Below are 15,240 nucleotides of genomic sequence, written 5' to 3' on the forward strand. Positions count from 1 at the left end.
ACGCGTGCCGCCTCCGTCCCGGTCGCCGGTCCTTGTCGGCCTGCTCCAGCTCGCGGCGGGCATCCAGCAGCTGCTGTTCGATGCGGTCCTCGTACGTCATGTCCGATGCTCCTCGTGGCTTGAGTGTGCCGCCGGGCGATGCATGGGCCGGACCGTGGAGCTCCAAAGAATCTGCAAGCCGCCAAGTCCCCGGAACAACGAGCTACCGCGGCGCGGCAGGCACCGCAGGCGTGCGAAGTGGCCTTCCCACAGGCGCGAACGGAGCGCCGCAGGGCGCGGCCAGGAGACCGTTCCGCCCGTCCGGACGACCGTCCGGCAACCTGACGCAATGGATGGACCGCCCAGTCGTCTACAGTCCCGACCGTGACGAGCCAGGAACCCGCCATCGAAGTGAGGGGATTGAGGAAGACGTACCACCGGGCCTTCCGGAAGGGAGGCAACGAGGCCCTCCGAGGCATGGACCTGACGGTGCCGGTAGGAAGCGCCTTCGGCCTCATCGGCCCCAACGGTGCGGGCAAGACGACCTTCATCAAGAGCATCCTCGGCATCGTCCAGCCCACGGAGGGGTCCATCCGGGTGCTGGGGGGCTCGCCCGAGGATCCGCGCATCCGCACCCGCATCGGCTACCTGCCCGAGCGCCTGCACCTTCCCGGCACCTGGACGGCGCCCGCCTTCCTGGCGACGGTGACGCGGCTGAAGGGCCTCCCCGTGGACCCGGCGGTGAACCTGCGCCTCCTGGAGCGCGTGGGCCTGTCGGACGCGGTGGGCCGGCGCATTGGCGGGTACTCCAAGGGCATGCGTCAGCGGCTGGGCCGGCCGCGGCGCTGGTGGGCACCCCTTCCCTGCTGGTGCTGGACGAGCCCACGGACGGAATCGACCCCATGGGGCGGATGGAGGTGCGGCGCATCCTCCAGGACGAGGTGCAGCGAGGCACGACGCTGTTCCTCAACTCCCACCTGCTGGCGGAGACCGAGCGGGTCTGTGACCGCGTCGCCATCCTCGCGGGAGGCCGCGTGGTGCGCGAGGGCCGGCTGGAGGACTGGCGCGCGGCGGCGTGCGGTGGCTGGTGCGCTTCGCCCCGGGCGCCAACACGGAGGCCCTGGTGACAGCAGGCTTCGTCCGAGGCGCCGCGGAGGGACACTACGTCGTCGAGGCGGAGGACCCGGCGGCGCTCAACCGGGCATTGGACCGGGCGCGCGCGGCGGGGGCATTGATGGTGGAGCTGCGGCGTGACGGAACGGACCTGGAGTCGGTGCTGATGGGAACAGTGGAGGCCGCGGCGTGAAGCCCGTCCTGGGAATCGCGGGCTACGTGCTCCGTGAGGCGATGTCGCGCAAGTTCATCCTGGCGTTCATGGTGGGCATCACCCTGGTGCTGACCACGGTGGCGCTGAGCTTGCGCATCGAAGTGGTGGACGGAGCGCTCGCGGCGTCTCGGCTGTTCGGCGAGGAGCTTCGCTCGAGCATCCGCTCCGTCGACGTGGCCCTGCGGCCCGTGTACCAGGCCGCGGCGTTCCTGGTGTTCTACGGCGGCATCCTGTTCGGCATCGTCGCGTGCTCGGACTTCGCGCCGTCGCTGATGTCACCGGGGCGCATCGAGCACCTCCTGGCGCTGCCCATCCAGCGCTGGCACCTGCTGGCGGGGACGTTCCTGGGCGTGATGGTGCTGGCGCTGGGCGGGACGCTGTATGGGACGACGGGGCTGGTGCTCATCTTCGGCGTGAAGGCGGGGTACTGGACGGCGGGGCCGCTCATCGCGGGATTGCTGGCGTGCGTGGGCTTCGCGGCGGTGTACGCGGTGATGCTGACGGCGGCGACGCTGGTGCGCAGCGCGGCGCTGTGCGCGGCCTCCGGCTTCGTCTTCCTGGTGGGAGGAATCATCGCGGGCTACCGGCAGCAGATGACGCCCTTCTTCGAGGAAGGATTTGGACGCGAAGCCTTCCGGGCGGTGACGCTGGTGTTGCCGCGGCTGTCCGCGCTGGCCGTGGCCGCGGGCGACATCGCCGCGTCCACGCCGCTGGAGGTGCGCTCGCTGGGCTTGCTGTTGCTCGGTGTGCTGGTGTTTGGATTCGGAGCCTTGGCGGTGGGGTTCTGGCGCTTCGAGGGAAAGGATTACTGACATGGACAACCGTGGACGCCGCCGGGTGTGGCTCGTCGTGGCGGCGATGCTGTTCGTGGTGGCCGCGGTGTTGATGCTCACCGGGCAGGGTGAAGAGCCCGCCATGGAGACGCCGAAGGTGGAATTCCCCGGCGGATGCGGGCCCCCGAGCGGGAGCGCGCGGAACGGCGCCGGACGCATGTCCTGCCCGTGCAGGTGGACGCGGGCACGCCGGAGCGCGCGCGCCCCAGGGACCCCGTGCTGGCCGCCCTGCCCCGCGGCGAGGGAAAGACAGCGGTGGTCATCGAGGCGAATGCGCTGCGGCACTCGCCCATTGGTGAGCTGCTGCTGGACTGCCTGATGCGGGACGGTGGCAAGCGGCTGCAGGAGCTGCGGAACCTCAGTGGCGTGGATCCGCTCCAGGACCTGGACCGCCTGGTCATCACCGATGAAGGGATGATGCTGTCAGGCAACTTCGGCAACGCGAAGTTCAAGGAGCTGCTGGGTGAGCGCGTGTCCATGGACTACGGCGAAGGCGCCCGGGTGTACGAGCCGGGCGACATGACGGTGACGCGGCCGGATGGGACCACGGCGCGTGGCCGGAGCGAGGCCGCGGTGGCGACGTGGAACAACGAGCTGCTGGTGATTGGCAAGTCGCCGGACGAGGTGAAGGCGGTGGTGGACCGGGTGGAGGGCCGCGGCCCGGACGAGCCCCCCGCCATCTCCGAGGGCAGCACCTACGGGGAGATGTACGGCGTGCTGTCCGTGGACCAGCTCGCGCGGCTGTTGCCCAAGGAGCAGGCGGAGCTGGCGGACCGCATCCGAAGGGTGGCCCAAAACGTGGAGCTCCACGTGGACGCGAGCGGCGATGTGGCGATGGTCGCCGAGGTCCGCGGCGCGAATGGCGACGAAGTCACGGACCTGGGCAAGACGCTGGGCGCCGCGCTGAGCATGGCGCGCATCAAGGCACAGGCCGAAGGCGAGAAGGACCTGGCACAGTTGCTCGACTTCGCACGTGTCCAGCCGGATGGCACGTCCTTCAAGCTGGAGATGGCGGTGCCGCTCGACGTCATCAAGCAGCGACTGGCGTTCTGCAAGGAAGAGCGGAGCGCGGCGGAGGCGGCCGAGCGGTAGGCCGGGAGTCGTCGCTTTCGCGGTACACCCGACGCTCCTTGGCGAAGCGCCGAGGGGCGTCGTCGTTCCTGGAATCAGGGCTGGAGCGACACGTCCGCGTTCTCTTGTTCGCGACGTCGCAATTCGCCCGCGGCCTTCGCCGCGGTGAAGAGCGCGGTGACGATGTAGGCTCGGACGATGAGAGCGAAGATGGGGAAGCGCCCTCCCTCCGTAAGCGAGTTCACGACCGAGAAGAGTCCGTCGGCGGTGAACAGGATGCCTGCGAGAATGGGTGCCACGCGCGTGCCGCGATGAGTGAAGAAGCCCAAAACCGCGATTGGCAAGCTGAAGAGGATGGAGCCCAGCCCCATCCCCGCCGCCTCCAGGATGTCACTCTGGCCCACCATGGCGACGACACCGATCAAGGTGTTCAGGCCCGCCAGGAAATAGAGCAGGTTCGCCGCGCGCTTGACCTGCTGCGCCGGGTCCGTGTCCGACCCGGGAACAGCCTCCCCGTCGCGCACCACCGCCAGGCCCGTGCGGAAAAAGCCACTCTGGAGCAGGACGTTCAGCGTGCTTCCGTCGGGGAGTTTGAAGAACCCCCCTCGCCTGAGCTCGGACGCCCCGCCGTCCAGCGTTCCCACGACCTTTCCATCCAGGGTGACGGTGAACCGCTTCCATCCCCATCCCCATGACAACTCCAAGCGAGGCGGCCCCCCCGCCTCCAGCGCCAGCTTCTTCGACCCCACGTGAACCCCTCATTCGACCCGGACCGGGTCAGGGGCGCGAAACTAGCTGTCCGGTGGACACCATTGCAAAGCCACGAGCGACATTGGGCAGCGCCGTGACGAAGCCAGGCTGCCCGCTCAGTTCCTCAAGGCCACCCCGAAGCCGATGATGACCAGCATGGCCATGTGGAACCAGCCGACGTTGCGCGCGAGGACGGCCCAGCCTTCCCCTGCGCCGGGGGCGGTGCCGCGCCGGATGGCCGCCAGCTCCTGGTAGCCCAGCACGAGTCCCACGAGCCCCGGAACGAACCCGATGAACCCCACCGTGGCGAAGATGAGCGCCAGCGTGGCGCGTTTGGAGGGCTTCTCTCCCAGAGCGACGGTGTGGCAGTGAAGGCAGAGCATGCGCCCCACCTGCCACCTGCGGCAGCCTTCACACAAGAAGGTGCCGCAGCGACTGCACGTCCCCTCCGCGGGCTGCTCGGGATGAAGGGGGCACAGCGCGACCGTCGCATCCATGCCCGTTCTCTATCACGCCCCGCGGCGTGTCACGCCAGAGACAGTCCTCGCGGCCGGCTTCCCCTGAAGAAATACACCCTACAATGACAGGCACCAATAGGACGGACCCTCACCAGGGCCCGATCGCGACATCCACTCCCCTCCCCTGGCGCGCCCCAGCCGATTGTTTGATATATCGTTGCGCGCTGCCGCTCTCAATTCCATGCGAGCACAGCCTCCTCAAGGGAGAATCCACATGCGCATCGTTTCGAAAGGGGCCCGTGGCCTTTCCGCACTGATTGGCACGGCGGCCCTGGCATCCATCGGTTGTGGTGATGTCCCGGACGCGTCGGAGAGCTCCCAGGCCGAGCTCCTCCAGACAAGCGCGCCTCTGGATTGCCTCTCCTCCATCAAACCGGAGCGGGAGCTGCTCATCCAGGATGCGACCGTGCTGAATGACCCGGTGCGGACGGCCTGGTCCGGAGCGATGCCCAAGGTGCGCGGGGCCGCGGACGGCGCGTGGAGCTTCGGCCGACGACTGGCGGAGATGAGCGGCGACGTCGCTCCCTCCGAGTTCGTCCGCGACGTGCTCCAGCGGTGTGCGGAACAGGACGCGGTCGCCCGCGCGCTCGTGCCCCAGCTCCTCGAAGCGTGGCCAAGACTCGCGGATGGCACCCTGGACATGACGAAGGCGCCGCTGCGGCTGAAGGCCATCGTCAACCACGTGGACACCCACAATTCGGACCGGCACAGCGCTGGCGAGGGCCACCTGGTCTTCGACGCAATCGATGCGGACGGCAAGCCGCTGCCCCTCACCGCCACCCTCGTGTACGACCTGCCGGCCTCCAAGCCCTCGGACGCGCTCCACTGGGCCCGGCAATGGCATGCACTCGCCACGCAGACGCCGGGTACGGAGGGATTCAACACCACCCTCCAGGCCGTCACCGACCGATTCACCGCCGCCCCAGGCCGGCTCCAGGTGCGCACGACGGAATCGGTCCTCGACTCAGCGCGCTCGAAATCCACCGACGCGCGGCGCCTCGCGAAGGACTTCGGAAACTTGCTGTGCACCGATAGCGCAGCCCCTACCGTGACGCTCCTCTCGCCGAGCCCGGGCAGTGCCGTGCGCGGCACCATCACCCTGACGGCGAGCGCCTACGATGACGTCGGCGTCACGCGCGTGGACTTCTTCTCAGGGTCCACCCTCATCGCCTCCGACACCCAGCCCCCTTTCATCGTGGACTGGGACACGACGACGTCCCCCTCCGGCACCCGGGCGCTGACAGCCCAGGCCTTCGACGCGGACGGCAACATGGGCATCTCCGACCCGGTGAGCGTCATGGTGGACAACTTCGCTCCCATCATTCTTTCGGGCACGCCCCAGTACAACCCGCAGACCCTGAACTATGTGCGCGGCAACATCACCGTGGGCTGGACCGTGACGGACCAGTCCCTCTCAGGCGTGGTCCTGGCCGAGTTCTTCCAGGAGGGGTACCTCAAGGGCTCGCTAACGAGCCCCACCAGCTTTGGGTACACCTTCGCGTGGGACACGCGGGTGCTGGCCAATCGCCCCTACAGCCTGACCCTGCGCGCGACTGACAGGGCAGGCAATGTCGCGATGCACACCCGTTCGCTGATCGTCGACAACGCGCCGCCCACGTCCGTCCTGACCGCACCGGCCAACGGAGACGTCGTCAGTGGCGTCGTCACGTTGTCTGCCAATGCGAGTGACAGCCAATCGCTCTACTACGTCGCCTTCGAGATCGACGGTGTCATCCAGACACCCTATTCGACCACCGCGCCCTTCACCCGGACGTGGGACACGACGGGCAAGTCCGGCACGCACGTCATTGTCGCCATCGCGTATGACCGCGCGGGCAACAGCCAACGCAGCAACGCTGTGACGGTCACCGTTCCGTGAGCCACAGGCGGGCACTGACGCCCCGGTAGCCCCCTGGTCTCACCTTGCTAGCGGTGGTGATGCTGGCCTTGCGCGCCTGGGCATGGGTGAGGAGGGGGGCGCCGAGCTTCCTCTCGTTGGGCGTGACGCGCCTGGCAGCTTGATCCACCTGTCCACTGAACCCGGGCACCTTCACCTGCGAGCCACCACCGGCGGCACCACAGGGTGCCCAGGCAGGTCCAAGCCCGTTTTGCAGGGACTGCTTGCTATCCCCCCTGCCGTCCGTGCCAATCTGACCGGATGAACCGCGTCCTTCTGCTGGCCGGACTGTTGAGCCTCGTTGCGTGTAAGGGCTCTGTCGAGCCCAACACCGACCCCGGAGGCCCTAACAACCCAGGGGAACCCGGGGGGCCCGGGGAGCCCGGGGAGAACCGGGGCGCCGCGTGCGTGGTGCAGTCGGTGCTCACGGAGCGCTGCGCCAGCTGCCACGGCGCGATGCCGACCCAGGGGGCGACGATGCCGCTGCGCACCCTGCACGACATGCGGGTGAGCTCGGCAATGGATGGGAGGCTCAACAACGCCCAGCGCGCGCTCATCCGCATGCGCGACGACGCGTCTCCGATGCCGCCGGCCCCGCATGAGCGCGCGAGCGCAGCCGACCTCGCCGCGCTCGAGACCTGGATCGGGGAGGGAATGCCCCTCTGCGGTGGCACGGGCGGCCCGCCCGTGACCGTGGTGCCCGAGCCCAACCTGCTCGATCAGTCTGCGCTCTTCAGCTGCACCGAAGGCGTGCGCTCGGATGCGCCGACGCGCATCCGCCGCATGAACCGGCGCGAGTTCACCCGCAACGTCGGTGGCTCGGTCGAGCGCAGCTGGACCGGGTTCAGCTTCTACGACAACCCGCTCGATCCCAGCGCCATCGAGCAGTACAGCTCCTGGGCCACGGACGAGACGCTGGACGAGGCCACGGTGGAGCTCTTCCTGCCGGTGGTCGGCGCGGCCGCCTCGCCGTGGACGATGAACTACCCGGACGGCAACCGGATGGAGCGTGTTTACACCAACAGCCGCTTCAGGTGCATGTTCGACGACGCGAACCCGAGCGACTCCTGCAAGCGCTTCCACCTCGGCCAGATGCTCGAGTTCGGCGTCTTCTTCCGCCCGCCCACCGAGGATGAGCTCACCCGCCTCACCACCTTCGCGACCGAGGTCATTGCGCAGGAGCCGAGCTACTCCCCGCGAAACCGCGCGGACTCCATCACGCGGATCTCCAACGCCGCGTGGATGATGACCGGCGCCATGTTCCGCCGCGAGATGGGCGGCGAGCCGGCCGACGGTCGCGTGGAGCTGACCAGCCTCGAGCTGGGCTCACAGCTGGCCTACGCGCTGGCGGGACGCGCACCCTCGGCGACGCCGAGCTTCGTGTGGCCGTACTACTCCGCGCCCCTCGAGGGGCATCTGGCGGACGTGGCGACCGCCGCGAAGGATGGCTGGCTCAAGCAGGATGCGACGACCACCGCCCTGATCGAGAAGTACCTGGGCGGCGTCGACGCCCACCAGAACGGGACACCGCGCTTCGATCTGGTGCAGGACTACAACGAGGAGCAGCGCTCCAAGCGCGGGCAGTACTGGCTGGGTGACGGCGTCGCGGGCTTCTTCCGCGAGTGGCTCGGCTACGGGCACGTGGCCGCGGTGTTCAAGGAGTCCCCGGCGGCGACCTCGCGCTTCGAGCTCGAGGGGCTCGGCGACATCAGCGCGATCTCGTACGAGAACCTGCTCACCAACTTCCATCCGCTGGAGCCGACCTTCATCCAGCAGTTCGACGATCTGATCGCGCGGGTGGTCGTCGAGGATAAAGACGTGCTGGCGAACCTGCTCACCACGCGCACCTTCTACGTGCCCTCCATGCAGCACGCGGCGTACGACTCGCACAAGGGACTCTCCCACCCCTACAACGTCAGCGAGATCCTCCCGGCGACCGTCGCGGGCCGCTGGAAGACGCTGCCTGCCACCGAGCGCGCGGGCGTGCTGACCCACCCGGTGTGGCTGGCCGCGCACGGCGGCAACTTCGAGGACGATCCGTCCATCGTCCACCGCGGCAAGTGGGTGCGCGAGAACCTCCTGTGCGGCTTCGTCCCGCCGCTCAGCAGCGTGCAGGTGGCGGCCCAGGTCGGCGCTCACGCTCCCGACAAGAACGCGCGCCGCCGCCTGCAGGAGGCGACCGCCGGAGCGCAGTGTCAGGGCTGTCACCGCCTGATGGAGCCGCTCGGCCTGCCCTTCGAGATCTACAACCACGCGGGCTTCCTGCGCGCGCGGGATCACTCGACCAGCGGAGGCTGGACCACGCCGGACGGAAGCTCGACGCTCACGTCGATGCCGGACCCCGCGCTGGACGGCCCGGTGCGCGACGCGGTGGAGTTGAGCGAGCGCCTGGCGACCTCGCGGCACGTGAAACGCTGCTTCCTGCGACAGGCCTTCCGCTACTTCATGGGCCGCCCGGAGAACCCGAGCGACGCCTGTACGCTGACGCAGATGGAGCAGGCCTATGATCAGAACAACGGCTCGTTCTCCAAGATGCTGACCACGCTGATGACCAGCGACACCTGGAAGACGCGGCGTGTGCCGCAGGCTGGAGAGTGACTGCCATGTTCTCGCGACGAACCGTCCTGAAGGGCATGGCCGCCGGCCTCTTCGCGCCCTACTTCCACGACGTCTACGCCCAGTCGTCAGCGTTGCCGGCGCGCCTGGTGCTGGTCCTCGAGTGCAATGGCGTCTACCCCCGCGCGCTCCTGAGCACGGGCACCCGCGCGGCGCTGGGGGGGCGCGCCAACACCTCCGACCGCATCTTCTGGGACGCGTACAAGGACACGCCGATGGTGCGCGAGGGCGACAATCTCGCCAGCGCGATCAGTCTCGGGCCGCTGGCGGCGTCTTCCGGCAACATCGACCTGGTGAACCGCTCCGCCGTGCTGCTGGGGCTCTCGAACCTCATCGCGGGCGGCGGGCACTCCAGCGGGACGGGCGGGCTGAGTTGCGCGGTGAACGGCGCGGGCGCGACCTTCGACGCGGTGATCGCACCTCGCCTGCGCCGGGGTGCACCGTTCGACGTGCTGCGCCTGGGCACCAGCTCCGCGCGCGTGTCGATCGTGTACGAGACCTGCGCGCTCGGACCCCGCAAGCCCGCGGGCATCATCGTCAACCCGTCCCTCGCGTTCGACAGCACCTTCGGCTCGCTGCTCGGCGGCTCGACGAACGGGCGCGATCGCAAGATGCTCTTCGACTTCGCGCTGGCCGACTCGCGGAAGGCACTGGCGGAGTTCAGCGGCAACTCCAACGAGCGGCTGAAACTGGAGCGCTACGTCTCCTCCCTCGAGTCGCTGCGCTCGCGGGAGGATCAGCTCGAAGGCATGGCGGACCGCGTGCGGCCCTACCTGCCACTGGCGCCGAAGGACAACCCGCTCATCACCGGCGCGGGCTCACCGCCCGACTCGCTGAAGTGGTTCGAGGCGCAGTTCCAGATCGCCACGGCGTCCCTCCTGGGCGGGCTGACGAACACGGTGGTGCTGGCGACGGGTACCTCGGGCTTCGACGTGGCCTACGGCCCGGACGTGACCGACATCCCGCGACACAGCCTGCAGCACGGCCTGGATGCAGGGCAGAACTGGGATCGCGTCGCCGAGATCACCCGCCGTCACGTGCAACTGGTGGCGAACCTGGCGAGGACGCTGGCCGCCACGCCCGAGGTCGGCGCGAGCGGCTCGATGTTGGATCACACCGCGATCGTCTTCATGTCCGACAACGGCGAGCAGCACCACTCGACCTCGCGTGAGTGGCCGAAGCTCGTGGTGGGCGGCAACGCGCTGGGCCTGAAGACCGACGGACGCACGGTCGTGTACCCAAAGTACGACGCGGCCCGGAACCGGCAGGTCTCGAACCTCTTCAACACGCTCGGCCACGCGTTCGGAGACGCGGACTTCAACACCTTCGGGCAGGAGGGCAGCACGCGCATCGCGCCGGGACCGCTGAGCGAGCTGTATGGCTGAGCCGTAAGCGCGGGCTGGGCGGGTTCCACATCATTTGGGCAGGCATGTCTCGCTGGTGCCACTCCTGGGCCGGCGGTGTTCCCCTTCGTGCGCTGGCCTCGGCATTGAGGGGGGCTCGAGACCTCACGCAGGCGAACACGCCGAAGTCGAACGACGCGCGCCCTTGGCGGCCCACCGAGGTGAGCCTTTGTGGCAGGGGCGCGCCAATCTGGCGACACCGGCCGGGCTCGACGGGCGATGGCACGGACTGGAGGGCCGTCCCATTCTTCGGCCGCTGTAATCAACAGCCACATCCGTGCCACAGATGGTGAATGGCTTCACGCCAAGAGGGGGAACACATGAAGTTGCGATTCGTACCCATGGGGCTGATTCTGGCTCTCGGGACCCCGTGGGGTGCATCTCCTGCCAGCGCACACAGTCAAGAAGGCAGGACCATTGTCGTCGACGATGACGGGATGGACTGCAAGAACCCCGATGCCCAGACCATCCAGGATGGCGTGAACCTTGCCTTGCCGGGGGACAAGGTCCTGGTCTGTGAGGGAACCTATGCCGGCGGGGTGGTTGTGAACACAGAGCAACTCACGCTGCGGGCCAAGGGCGCAGTAACCGTCGACATGAACCTGACGAGCTCGACGATTGGCTTCTTGATTCAAGCCCGCAAGGTCGAGGTTCGCGGCTTCGAGATCATCGGTGTGAATACCTTTGGCGCCCTGGGCATTGCGACCATTGCCCCATGCACCCGGATGATTGACAACGTCATCCGTGACTTCACCGGGTTCGCGGCGTCGGCCATTGGCGTCTTCTTCACCTCCGACGCGGAGGTTGAGAACAACACCATCTTCAACAATACCTTCAGCATCTTCGCCAACGGGACGAGCGGCAGCGACTTCGACAAGAACACGGTCCGTGCCAATGGCATTGGCATCTTCCTCGCGGACTCCAGCAACAACGACATCGATCAGAATGTCAGCAAGAGAAACATGGGCAGCGGCCAGGGCGACGGCATCTTGCTCTGCGGCAACTCCACCGGAAACAGAATCAGGAACAACAAGGCCAATGAAAATGGACGTGATGGTATCCGCCTGGGGCTCTGCGAGCCGGGAGGCCCACTCCCGAGCGGTAATCAGGTCAGGAACAACCGCATGAGGGACAATGGTGTCCTCGACCCCGCCGGCGTTGATGCGCACGATGCGTCCACCGGAGATGAAACGGCGGGGACCGCGAATACCTGGAAGAACAACGACTGCCTGACCGACATCCCAGACGGGCTGTGCAAACGATAGCGGTGTAAGTCGGCGTCCACTTGGAGTCCGACGTGCTCCGCAAGCACCTGCGTGCGGAGCCGGGAATGAGGAAAGGCATCGCCACGTACCTGGACGGCGGGACCGCGGATGTCCTTCCGCGCCGCGATGAGTCCCTTCAATCCTGAGCGTCCGCGCTTGAGCACAACATGCGATTGCTCCGCTTCGGTGATGCTTCCGCCGAAGCGGGCGACGCTCCTGGACGAGCCTCCCCGCGTGGGACTCGCGGCATCGTGGTTCGCCTTCAGCGTGCCGGGCGCTGCGCCAAGCAGCATCAGTGAGCAGGCAGCGGCGATGGGGTGGTTCATGAATGCTCCGATTGCGAAATGGGGTGCATGTTACCGAATTCGTGACAGGCGCGGCCCAGCTCCCGACGTTCCCTCATCGAGCGCCTGAAGCCCCTGAGAAGAGGAGTTCGCCATTCGCTGCCGAAGAGCGCGAGGACGCCCGCGTGCATCATCGCCGCCGATGTGATGCAGTCGCGCGGTGCTCGAAAGCGTCACCATTGACCAACTCCGCACGCTCCGCGCGGTGGCCGAGGAGGGCAGCTTCTCCGCGGCGGCCCGGAAGCTCGGCCAGGGGCAGCCCGCCGTCAGTCAAGCCATGCAGCGGCTGGAGAAGCAGCTCGGCCTGCGGCTCTTCGACCGGAGCGGGCGCGTCCCGCGTCTGACGGCGAAGGGAGAAGCCGTCGTCGCGGCGGCGCAGCGGCTCCACGAGGACATCGCCGCGTTCCAGGCGGTGGTGGGCCGGCTCAAGAGCGGCGAGGAGACGAAGCTGTCGCTGGTGGTGGACGCCATGTTCCCCACCGACGCACTGCTGGACTTCGTGCGGGAGCTGGCGCGCACGCACCCGGGTGTGGAGCTGGCGCTGGAGGTGGAGCTGCTGTCCGCGGTGACGGAGCGCGTGCGCGAGCGGCGCGCGACGCTGGGCATCGCCGGCGCGGACCTGGACCTCACTGGCCTGGAGCAGCGCCCCATCGCGCTCCTCAAGATGATTCCCGTCGCCGCGCCCTCGCATCCGCTCGCGGCGGTGAAGGGCGTCCTCACGGAGGCGCACCTCACCTCCGCCATCCAAATCGTCCTGAGCGAGCGGCTGCCGGAGGGCAAGACGGGCACGGCGGACCGGGGCGTCATCGGCTCGCGCCTCTGGCGTGTCGCGGACCTGATGACCAAGCACTCACTCCTCGTCGGCGGCATCGGCTGGGGCCTCGAGCCCGAGCACCTCGTCCGCGACGACCTCGCCGCAGGACGGCTGGTGGCGCTGCGCCTGGCGGCCTGGGAGGGCGGTCCCCCACCCCAGCGCCCGCTCGCCCTGGTGCGCCGCAAGGGCACGCCGCTGGGCCCGGTGGCGACGTGGGCCTCGAACCGGATCACCTCGCTGTGCCAGCTCGCGCTCGGGGGCGCGGACCATCACACGACGTGATGAAAAGCATCACGACCTGGAGCGATTTACAGACGGGGCTCGGCTCTTAGGTTTGGAACCATGAGCACCACGACCCAAGTCAGCGTTCCCACTTCTCCTCGAGCCACTTCCCGCCCCCGCACCCTGGAGAGTGTCCATGGTGGCGGCGAGCTGCACTGGGTGGGTGACGGCTTCCGCGTCCACACCCTCGTGCCGAGCGGCGGCCTGCGCCAGGAGCGGACCAGTCCGTTCCTGCTGCTCGACTACCATCCGCCCCATGACTACCCCGCGCTGGCGAAGGGCCAGCGGGGCGTCGGCTGGCATCCGCACCGTGGCTTCGAGACGGTGACGCTCGCGTTCGAGGGTCACGTCGCGCACCGCGACAACGCAGGCAACTCCGGCGTCATCGGTCCCGGGGACGTGCAGTGGATGACGGCGGCGTCCGGCATCCTCCACGAGGAGTACCACGAGCACGACTTCTCCCGGCGCGGGGGCACGTTCCACATGCTCCAACTCTGGGTGAACCTGCCTCGCCAGCACAAGATGTCCGCTCCGGGCTACCAGCCCATCACGAAGGAGCAGATTCCGGTGGTCCCCGTTCAAGGAGGCGGGGAGGCCACGGAGCACAGCCGGGTGCGCATCATCGCCGGGAGCTACGGTGACGCGAAGGGTCCCGCCAGGACCTTCACGCCCATCTCCATGCTCGACGTGAAGGTGCGCGCGGGCGAGGACTTCCACCTGTCGCTGCCCTCGAACCACAACGCCCTGGTGCTCGTCGCCAACGGCCGCGTGACGGTGGACGCGGAGAGCATCCGGAGCGGTGAGCTCGCGGTGTTCGCCAACGACGGGGAGACCCTCACCCTCCGGGCCGATGAGGACACGCACTTCATCGTCCTCGCGGGCGAGCCCATCCACGAGCCCATCGCCCACACCGGGCCGTTCGTGATGAACAACCACCGGGAGATCATCCAGGCCATCGACGACTTCGAGTCGGGCGCCTTCGGTGGGATTCCCGAGTAACGGGGCGCGCGGCGGCTGACGTCGCGCAAGGAGTGTTGGCACCTCCGGGACACACCGTCCCGGGGGCGTCAACGTATCGGCGGGATAGAGGCCCTGTTGAGGGTGAGGACTGGAGCGGAGGGGCCGAGGAGGGCCGCTGACGGGGCCGAGCTGTTGATCATCGGGGCGGGCGTTCGCGAGGAGGAGATGAACGGCCCAAGCTCGGCTCCCGACGACGCGCTGGCCCGCGAGCTGGGCGCAATGGGGCTGCTCTGATCTGAGTCAGCGCGCGCGCCGGTAGTGCATGGCGACCGCGCCGCTGCGGAGCGGCTTCGCCGAGACCAGCTCGAGCCGTCGCGTGCTGGGCAGCCCGCTCTGGTACAGGGTCGGGCCGTGGCCGGCGATCCTGGGGTGGACGAGGAACTTGTACTCGTCGATCAGATCCAGCCGGTCCAGCTCGGTCGCGAGCTTGCCGCTACCGAGGAGCACGCCGGCCGGGGTCGCGTCCTTGAGCTTCTGCACGCCCGTGCGCAGGTCGCCGGCGATGTGGTGGCTGTTGGTCCACGGGAAGTCCTTTCGCGTCGACGACGCCACATACTTCGGCTTGGCCTCCAGCTTGACCGCCCACTCGCGCATCGCCGGCGGCGCCTCCTCGTCGCCGCGGGCGACCGCCGGCCAGAAGCTCTCCATCATCTCGTAGGTGACGCGGCCCCACAGCATCGCCCCGCACTCGTCCATGAGGCGAGTGAAGAAGGCGTGTGTCTCGTCGTCGGCGATTCCCTCCTGGTGGTCAACGCAGCCGTCCAGGGTGACGTTGATGCTGAAGGTCAAGAGTCCCATGCGGCGGGTCTAACACTCCTGGCGATGGAACGGCAGGCCGTCGCAGAACTTGTCGCAGAGGATGTGCGCCAGGAGCGAAGGCGTCGCGAGCCTGCGTCAGAACACGCGTCATGACGTGAATGATTCGCATGACGAGCCGCTGGACCCCGGGAATGCTTTACCTCGCAGTGGGCATCATCACCTGGTTCCACGCGCGCCTACCAAGATAAGCTCCAAGCTCCGGGATGTTGGCCCCTCAATTGCTTGGGGCGAGGCAGCCCCCCGTCTAGACACTGGAAGCCGAGCCCCCATGTGTTCCCGCCCCTTCGTCCCTGCCCTCCCGG

Annotated in this window: 12 protein-coding genes and 1 pseudogene; 9 read left to right on the top strand and 4 right to left on the bottom strand. The window is 68.1% G+C overall.

What is annotated here, in order from left to right; translation table 11 throughout:
- Positions 1–399 precede the first annotated feature (399 nt).
- The 3 genes and pseudogenes from QEG98_RS21655 to QEG98_RS21665 all read left to right on the top strand — a co-directional run bounded on the left by QEG98_RS21655 (position 400) and on the right by QEG98_RS21665 (position 3,231).
- Positions 400–1,285: pseudogene (locus QEG98_RS21655) on the top strand (ABC transporter ATP-binding protein).
- Positions 1,282–2,118, top strand: coding sequence for an ABC transporter permease subunit (locus QEG98_RS21660; RefSeq protein WP_316562654.1), 837 nt, complete (start codon positions 1,282–1,284; stop codon positions 2,116–2,118). The pseudogene QEG98_RS21655 and the gene QEG98_RS21660 overlap by 4 nt, the downstream one beginning before the upstream one ends.
- 135 nt (positions 2,119–2,253) lie before the next feature.
- Positions 2,254–3,231: a hypothetical protein gene (locus QEG98_RS21665; RefSeq protein ID WP_316562655.1), complete on the top strand. Its 978-nt coding sequence runs from the start codon at positions 2,254–2,256 to the stop codon at positions 3,229–3,231.
- Positions 3,232–3,305: 74 nt separating this feature from the next.
- On the opposite strand, the gene QEG98_RS21670 is transcribed toward QEG98_RS21665, so the two are convergent.
- Positions 3,306–3,959: a hypothetical protein gene (locus tag QEG98_RS21670; RefSeq protein WP_316562656.1), complete on the bottom strand. Its 654-nt coding sequence runs from the start codon at positions 3,957–3,959 to the stop codon at positions 3,306–3,308.
- Between the two features lie 117 nt (positions 3,960–4,076).
- Entirely contained in the window at positions 4,077–4,457 is a 381-nt protein-coding gene (locus QEG98_RS21675; protein ID WP_316562657.1) for a hypothetical protein, read from the bottom strand.
- A gap of 235 nt (positions 4,458–4,692) precedes the next feature.
- Between QEG98_RS21675 and QEG98_RS21680 the strand changes: the two genes are divergently transcribed.
- The 6 genes from QEG98_RS21680 to QEG98_RS21705 all read left to right on the top strand — a co-directional run bounded on the left by QEG98_RS21680 (position 4,693) and on the right by QEG98_RS21705 (position 14,098).
- Positions 4,693–6,357 (top strand): Ig-like domain-containing protein, encoded by a 1,665-nt coding sequence (locus tag QEG98_RS21680; RefSeq protein ID WP_316562658.1) that lies wholly within the window; start codon positions 4,693–4,695, stop codon positions 6,355–6,357.
- Between the two features lie 279 nt (positions 6,358–6,636).
- Complete coding sequence (locus QEG98_RS21685; RefSeq protein ID WP_316562659.1) at positions 6,637–8,973, top strand: DUF1588 domain-containing protein; 2,337 nt, start codon at positions 6,637–6,639, stop codon at positions 8,971–8,973.
- Positions 8,974–8,978: 5 nt separating this feature from the next.
- A complete protein-coding gene (locus tag QEG98_RS21690; protein WP_316562660.1) occupies positions 8,979–10,376 on the top strand; it encodes a DUF1552 domain-containing protein in 1,398 nt (465 codons plus the stop codon).
- Positions 10,377–10,714: 338 nt separating this feature from the next.
- Positions 10,715–11,659: a nitrous oxide reductase family maturation protein NosD gene (locus tag QEG98_RS21695; protein ID WP_316562661.1), complete on the top strand. Its 945-nt coding sequence runs from the start codon at positions 10,715–10,717 to the stop codon at positions 11,657–11,659.
- A 504-nt stretch (positions 11,660–12,163) separates the two neighbouring features.
- On the top strand, positions 12,164–13,099 hold the full coding sequence (locus QEG98_RS21700; RefSeq protein WP_316562662.1) for a LysR family transcriptional regulator: 936 nt from the start codon (positions 12,164–12,166) through the stop codon (positions 13,097–13,099).
- Between the two features lie 60 nt (positions 13,100–13,159).
- Entirely contained in the window at positions 13,160–14,098 is a 939-nt protein-coding gene (locus QEG98_RS21705) for a pirin family protein (protein ID WP_316562663.1), read from the top strand.
- A 261-nt stretch (positions 14,099–14,359) separates the two neighbouring features.
- Here QEG98_RS21705 and QEG98_RS21710 read toward each other — a convergent pair whose 3' ends face one another.
- The gene (locus QEG98_RS21710; RefSeq protein WP_316562664.1) at positions 14,360–14,917 is read right to left on the bottom strand and encodes a dihydrofolate reductase family protein; all 558 of its coding nucleotides are present in this window, start codon (positions 14,915–14,917) and stop codon (positions 14,360–14,362) included.
- A 9-nt stretch (positions 14,918–14,926) separates the two neighbouring features.
- Positions 14,927–14,989 (bottom strand): hypothetical protein, encoded by a 63-nt coding sequence (locus QEG98_RS42040; protein ID WP_143043144.1) that lies wholly within the window; start codon positions 14,987–14,989, stop codon positions 14,927–14,929.
- Positions 14,990–15,240: the final 251 nt, after the last annotated feature.

It is taken from the genome of Myxococcus sp. MxC21-1 (assembly GCF_032612255.1).
Classification (GTDB): Bacteria; Myxococcota; Myxococcia; order Myxococcales; family Myxococcaceae; genus Myxococcus; species Myxococcus virescens.

What these genes read in the sequence shown, in the direction of transcription:
- QEG98_RS21710 (WP_316562664.1), bottom strand. Translation starts at nt 14,917, where the DNA reads ATGGGACTCTTGACCTTCAGCATCAACGTCACCCTGGACGGCTGCGTT.
- QEG98_RS21705 (WP_316562663.1), top strand. Translation starts at nt 13,160, where the DNA reads ATGAGCACCACGACCCAAGTCAGCGTTCCCACTTCTCCTCGAGCCACT.
- QEG98_RS21680 (WP_316562658.1), top strand. Translation starts at nt 4,693, where the DNA reads ATGCGCATCGTTTCGAAAGGGGCCCGTGGCCTTTCCGCACTGATTGGC.
- QEG98_RS21695 (WP_316562661.1), top strand. Translation starts at nt 10,715, where the DNA reads ATGAAGTTGCGATTCGTACCCATGGGGCTGATTCTGGCTCTCGGGACC.
- QEG98_RS21675 (WP_316562657.1), bottom strand. Translation starts at nt 4,457, where the DNA reads ATGGATGCGACGGTCGCGCTGTGCCCCCTTCATCCCGAGCAGCCCGCG.
- QEG98_RS21685 (WP_316562659.1), top strand. Translation starts at nt 6,637, where the DNA reads ATGAACCGCGTCCTTCTGCTGGCCGGACTGTTGAGCCTCGTTGCGTGT.
- QEG98_RS21665 (WP_316562655.1), top strand. Translation starts at nt 2,254, where the DNA reads ATGCGGGCCCCCGAGCGGGAGCGCGCGGAACGGCGCCGGACGCATGTC.
- QEG98_RS21690 (WP_316562660.1), top strand. Translation starts at nt 8,979, where the DNA reads ATGTTCTCGCGACGAACCGTCCTGAAGGGCATGGCCGCCGGCCTCTTC.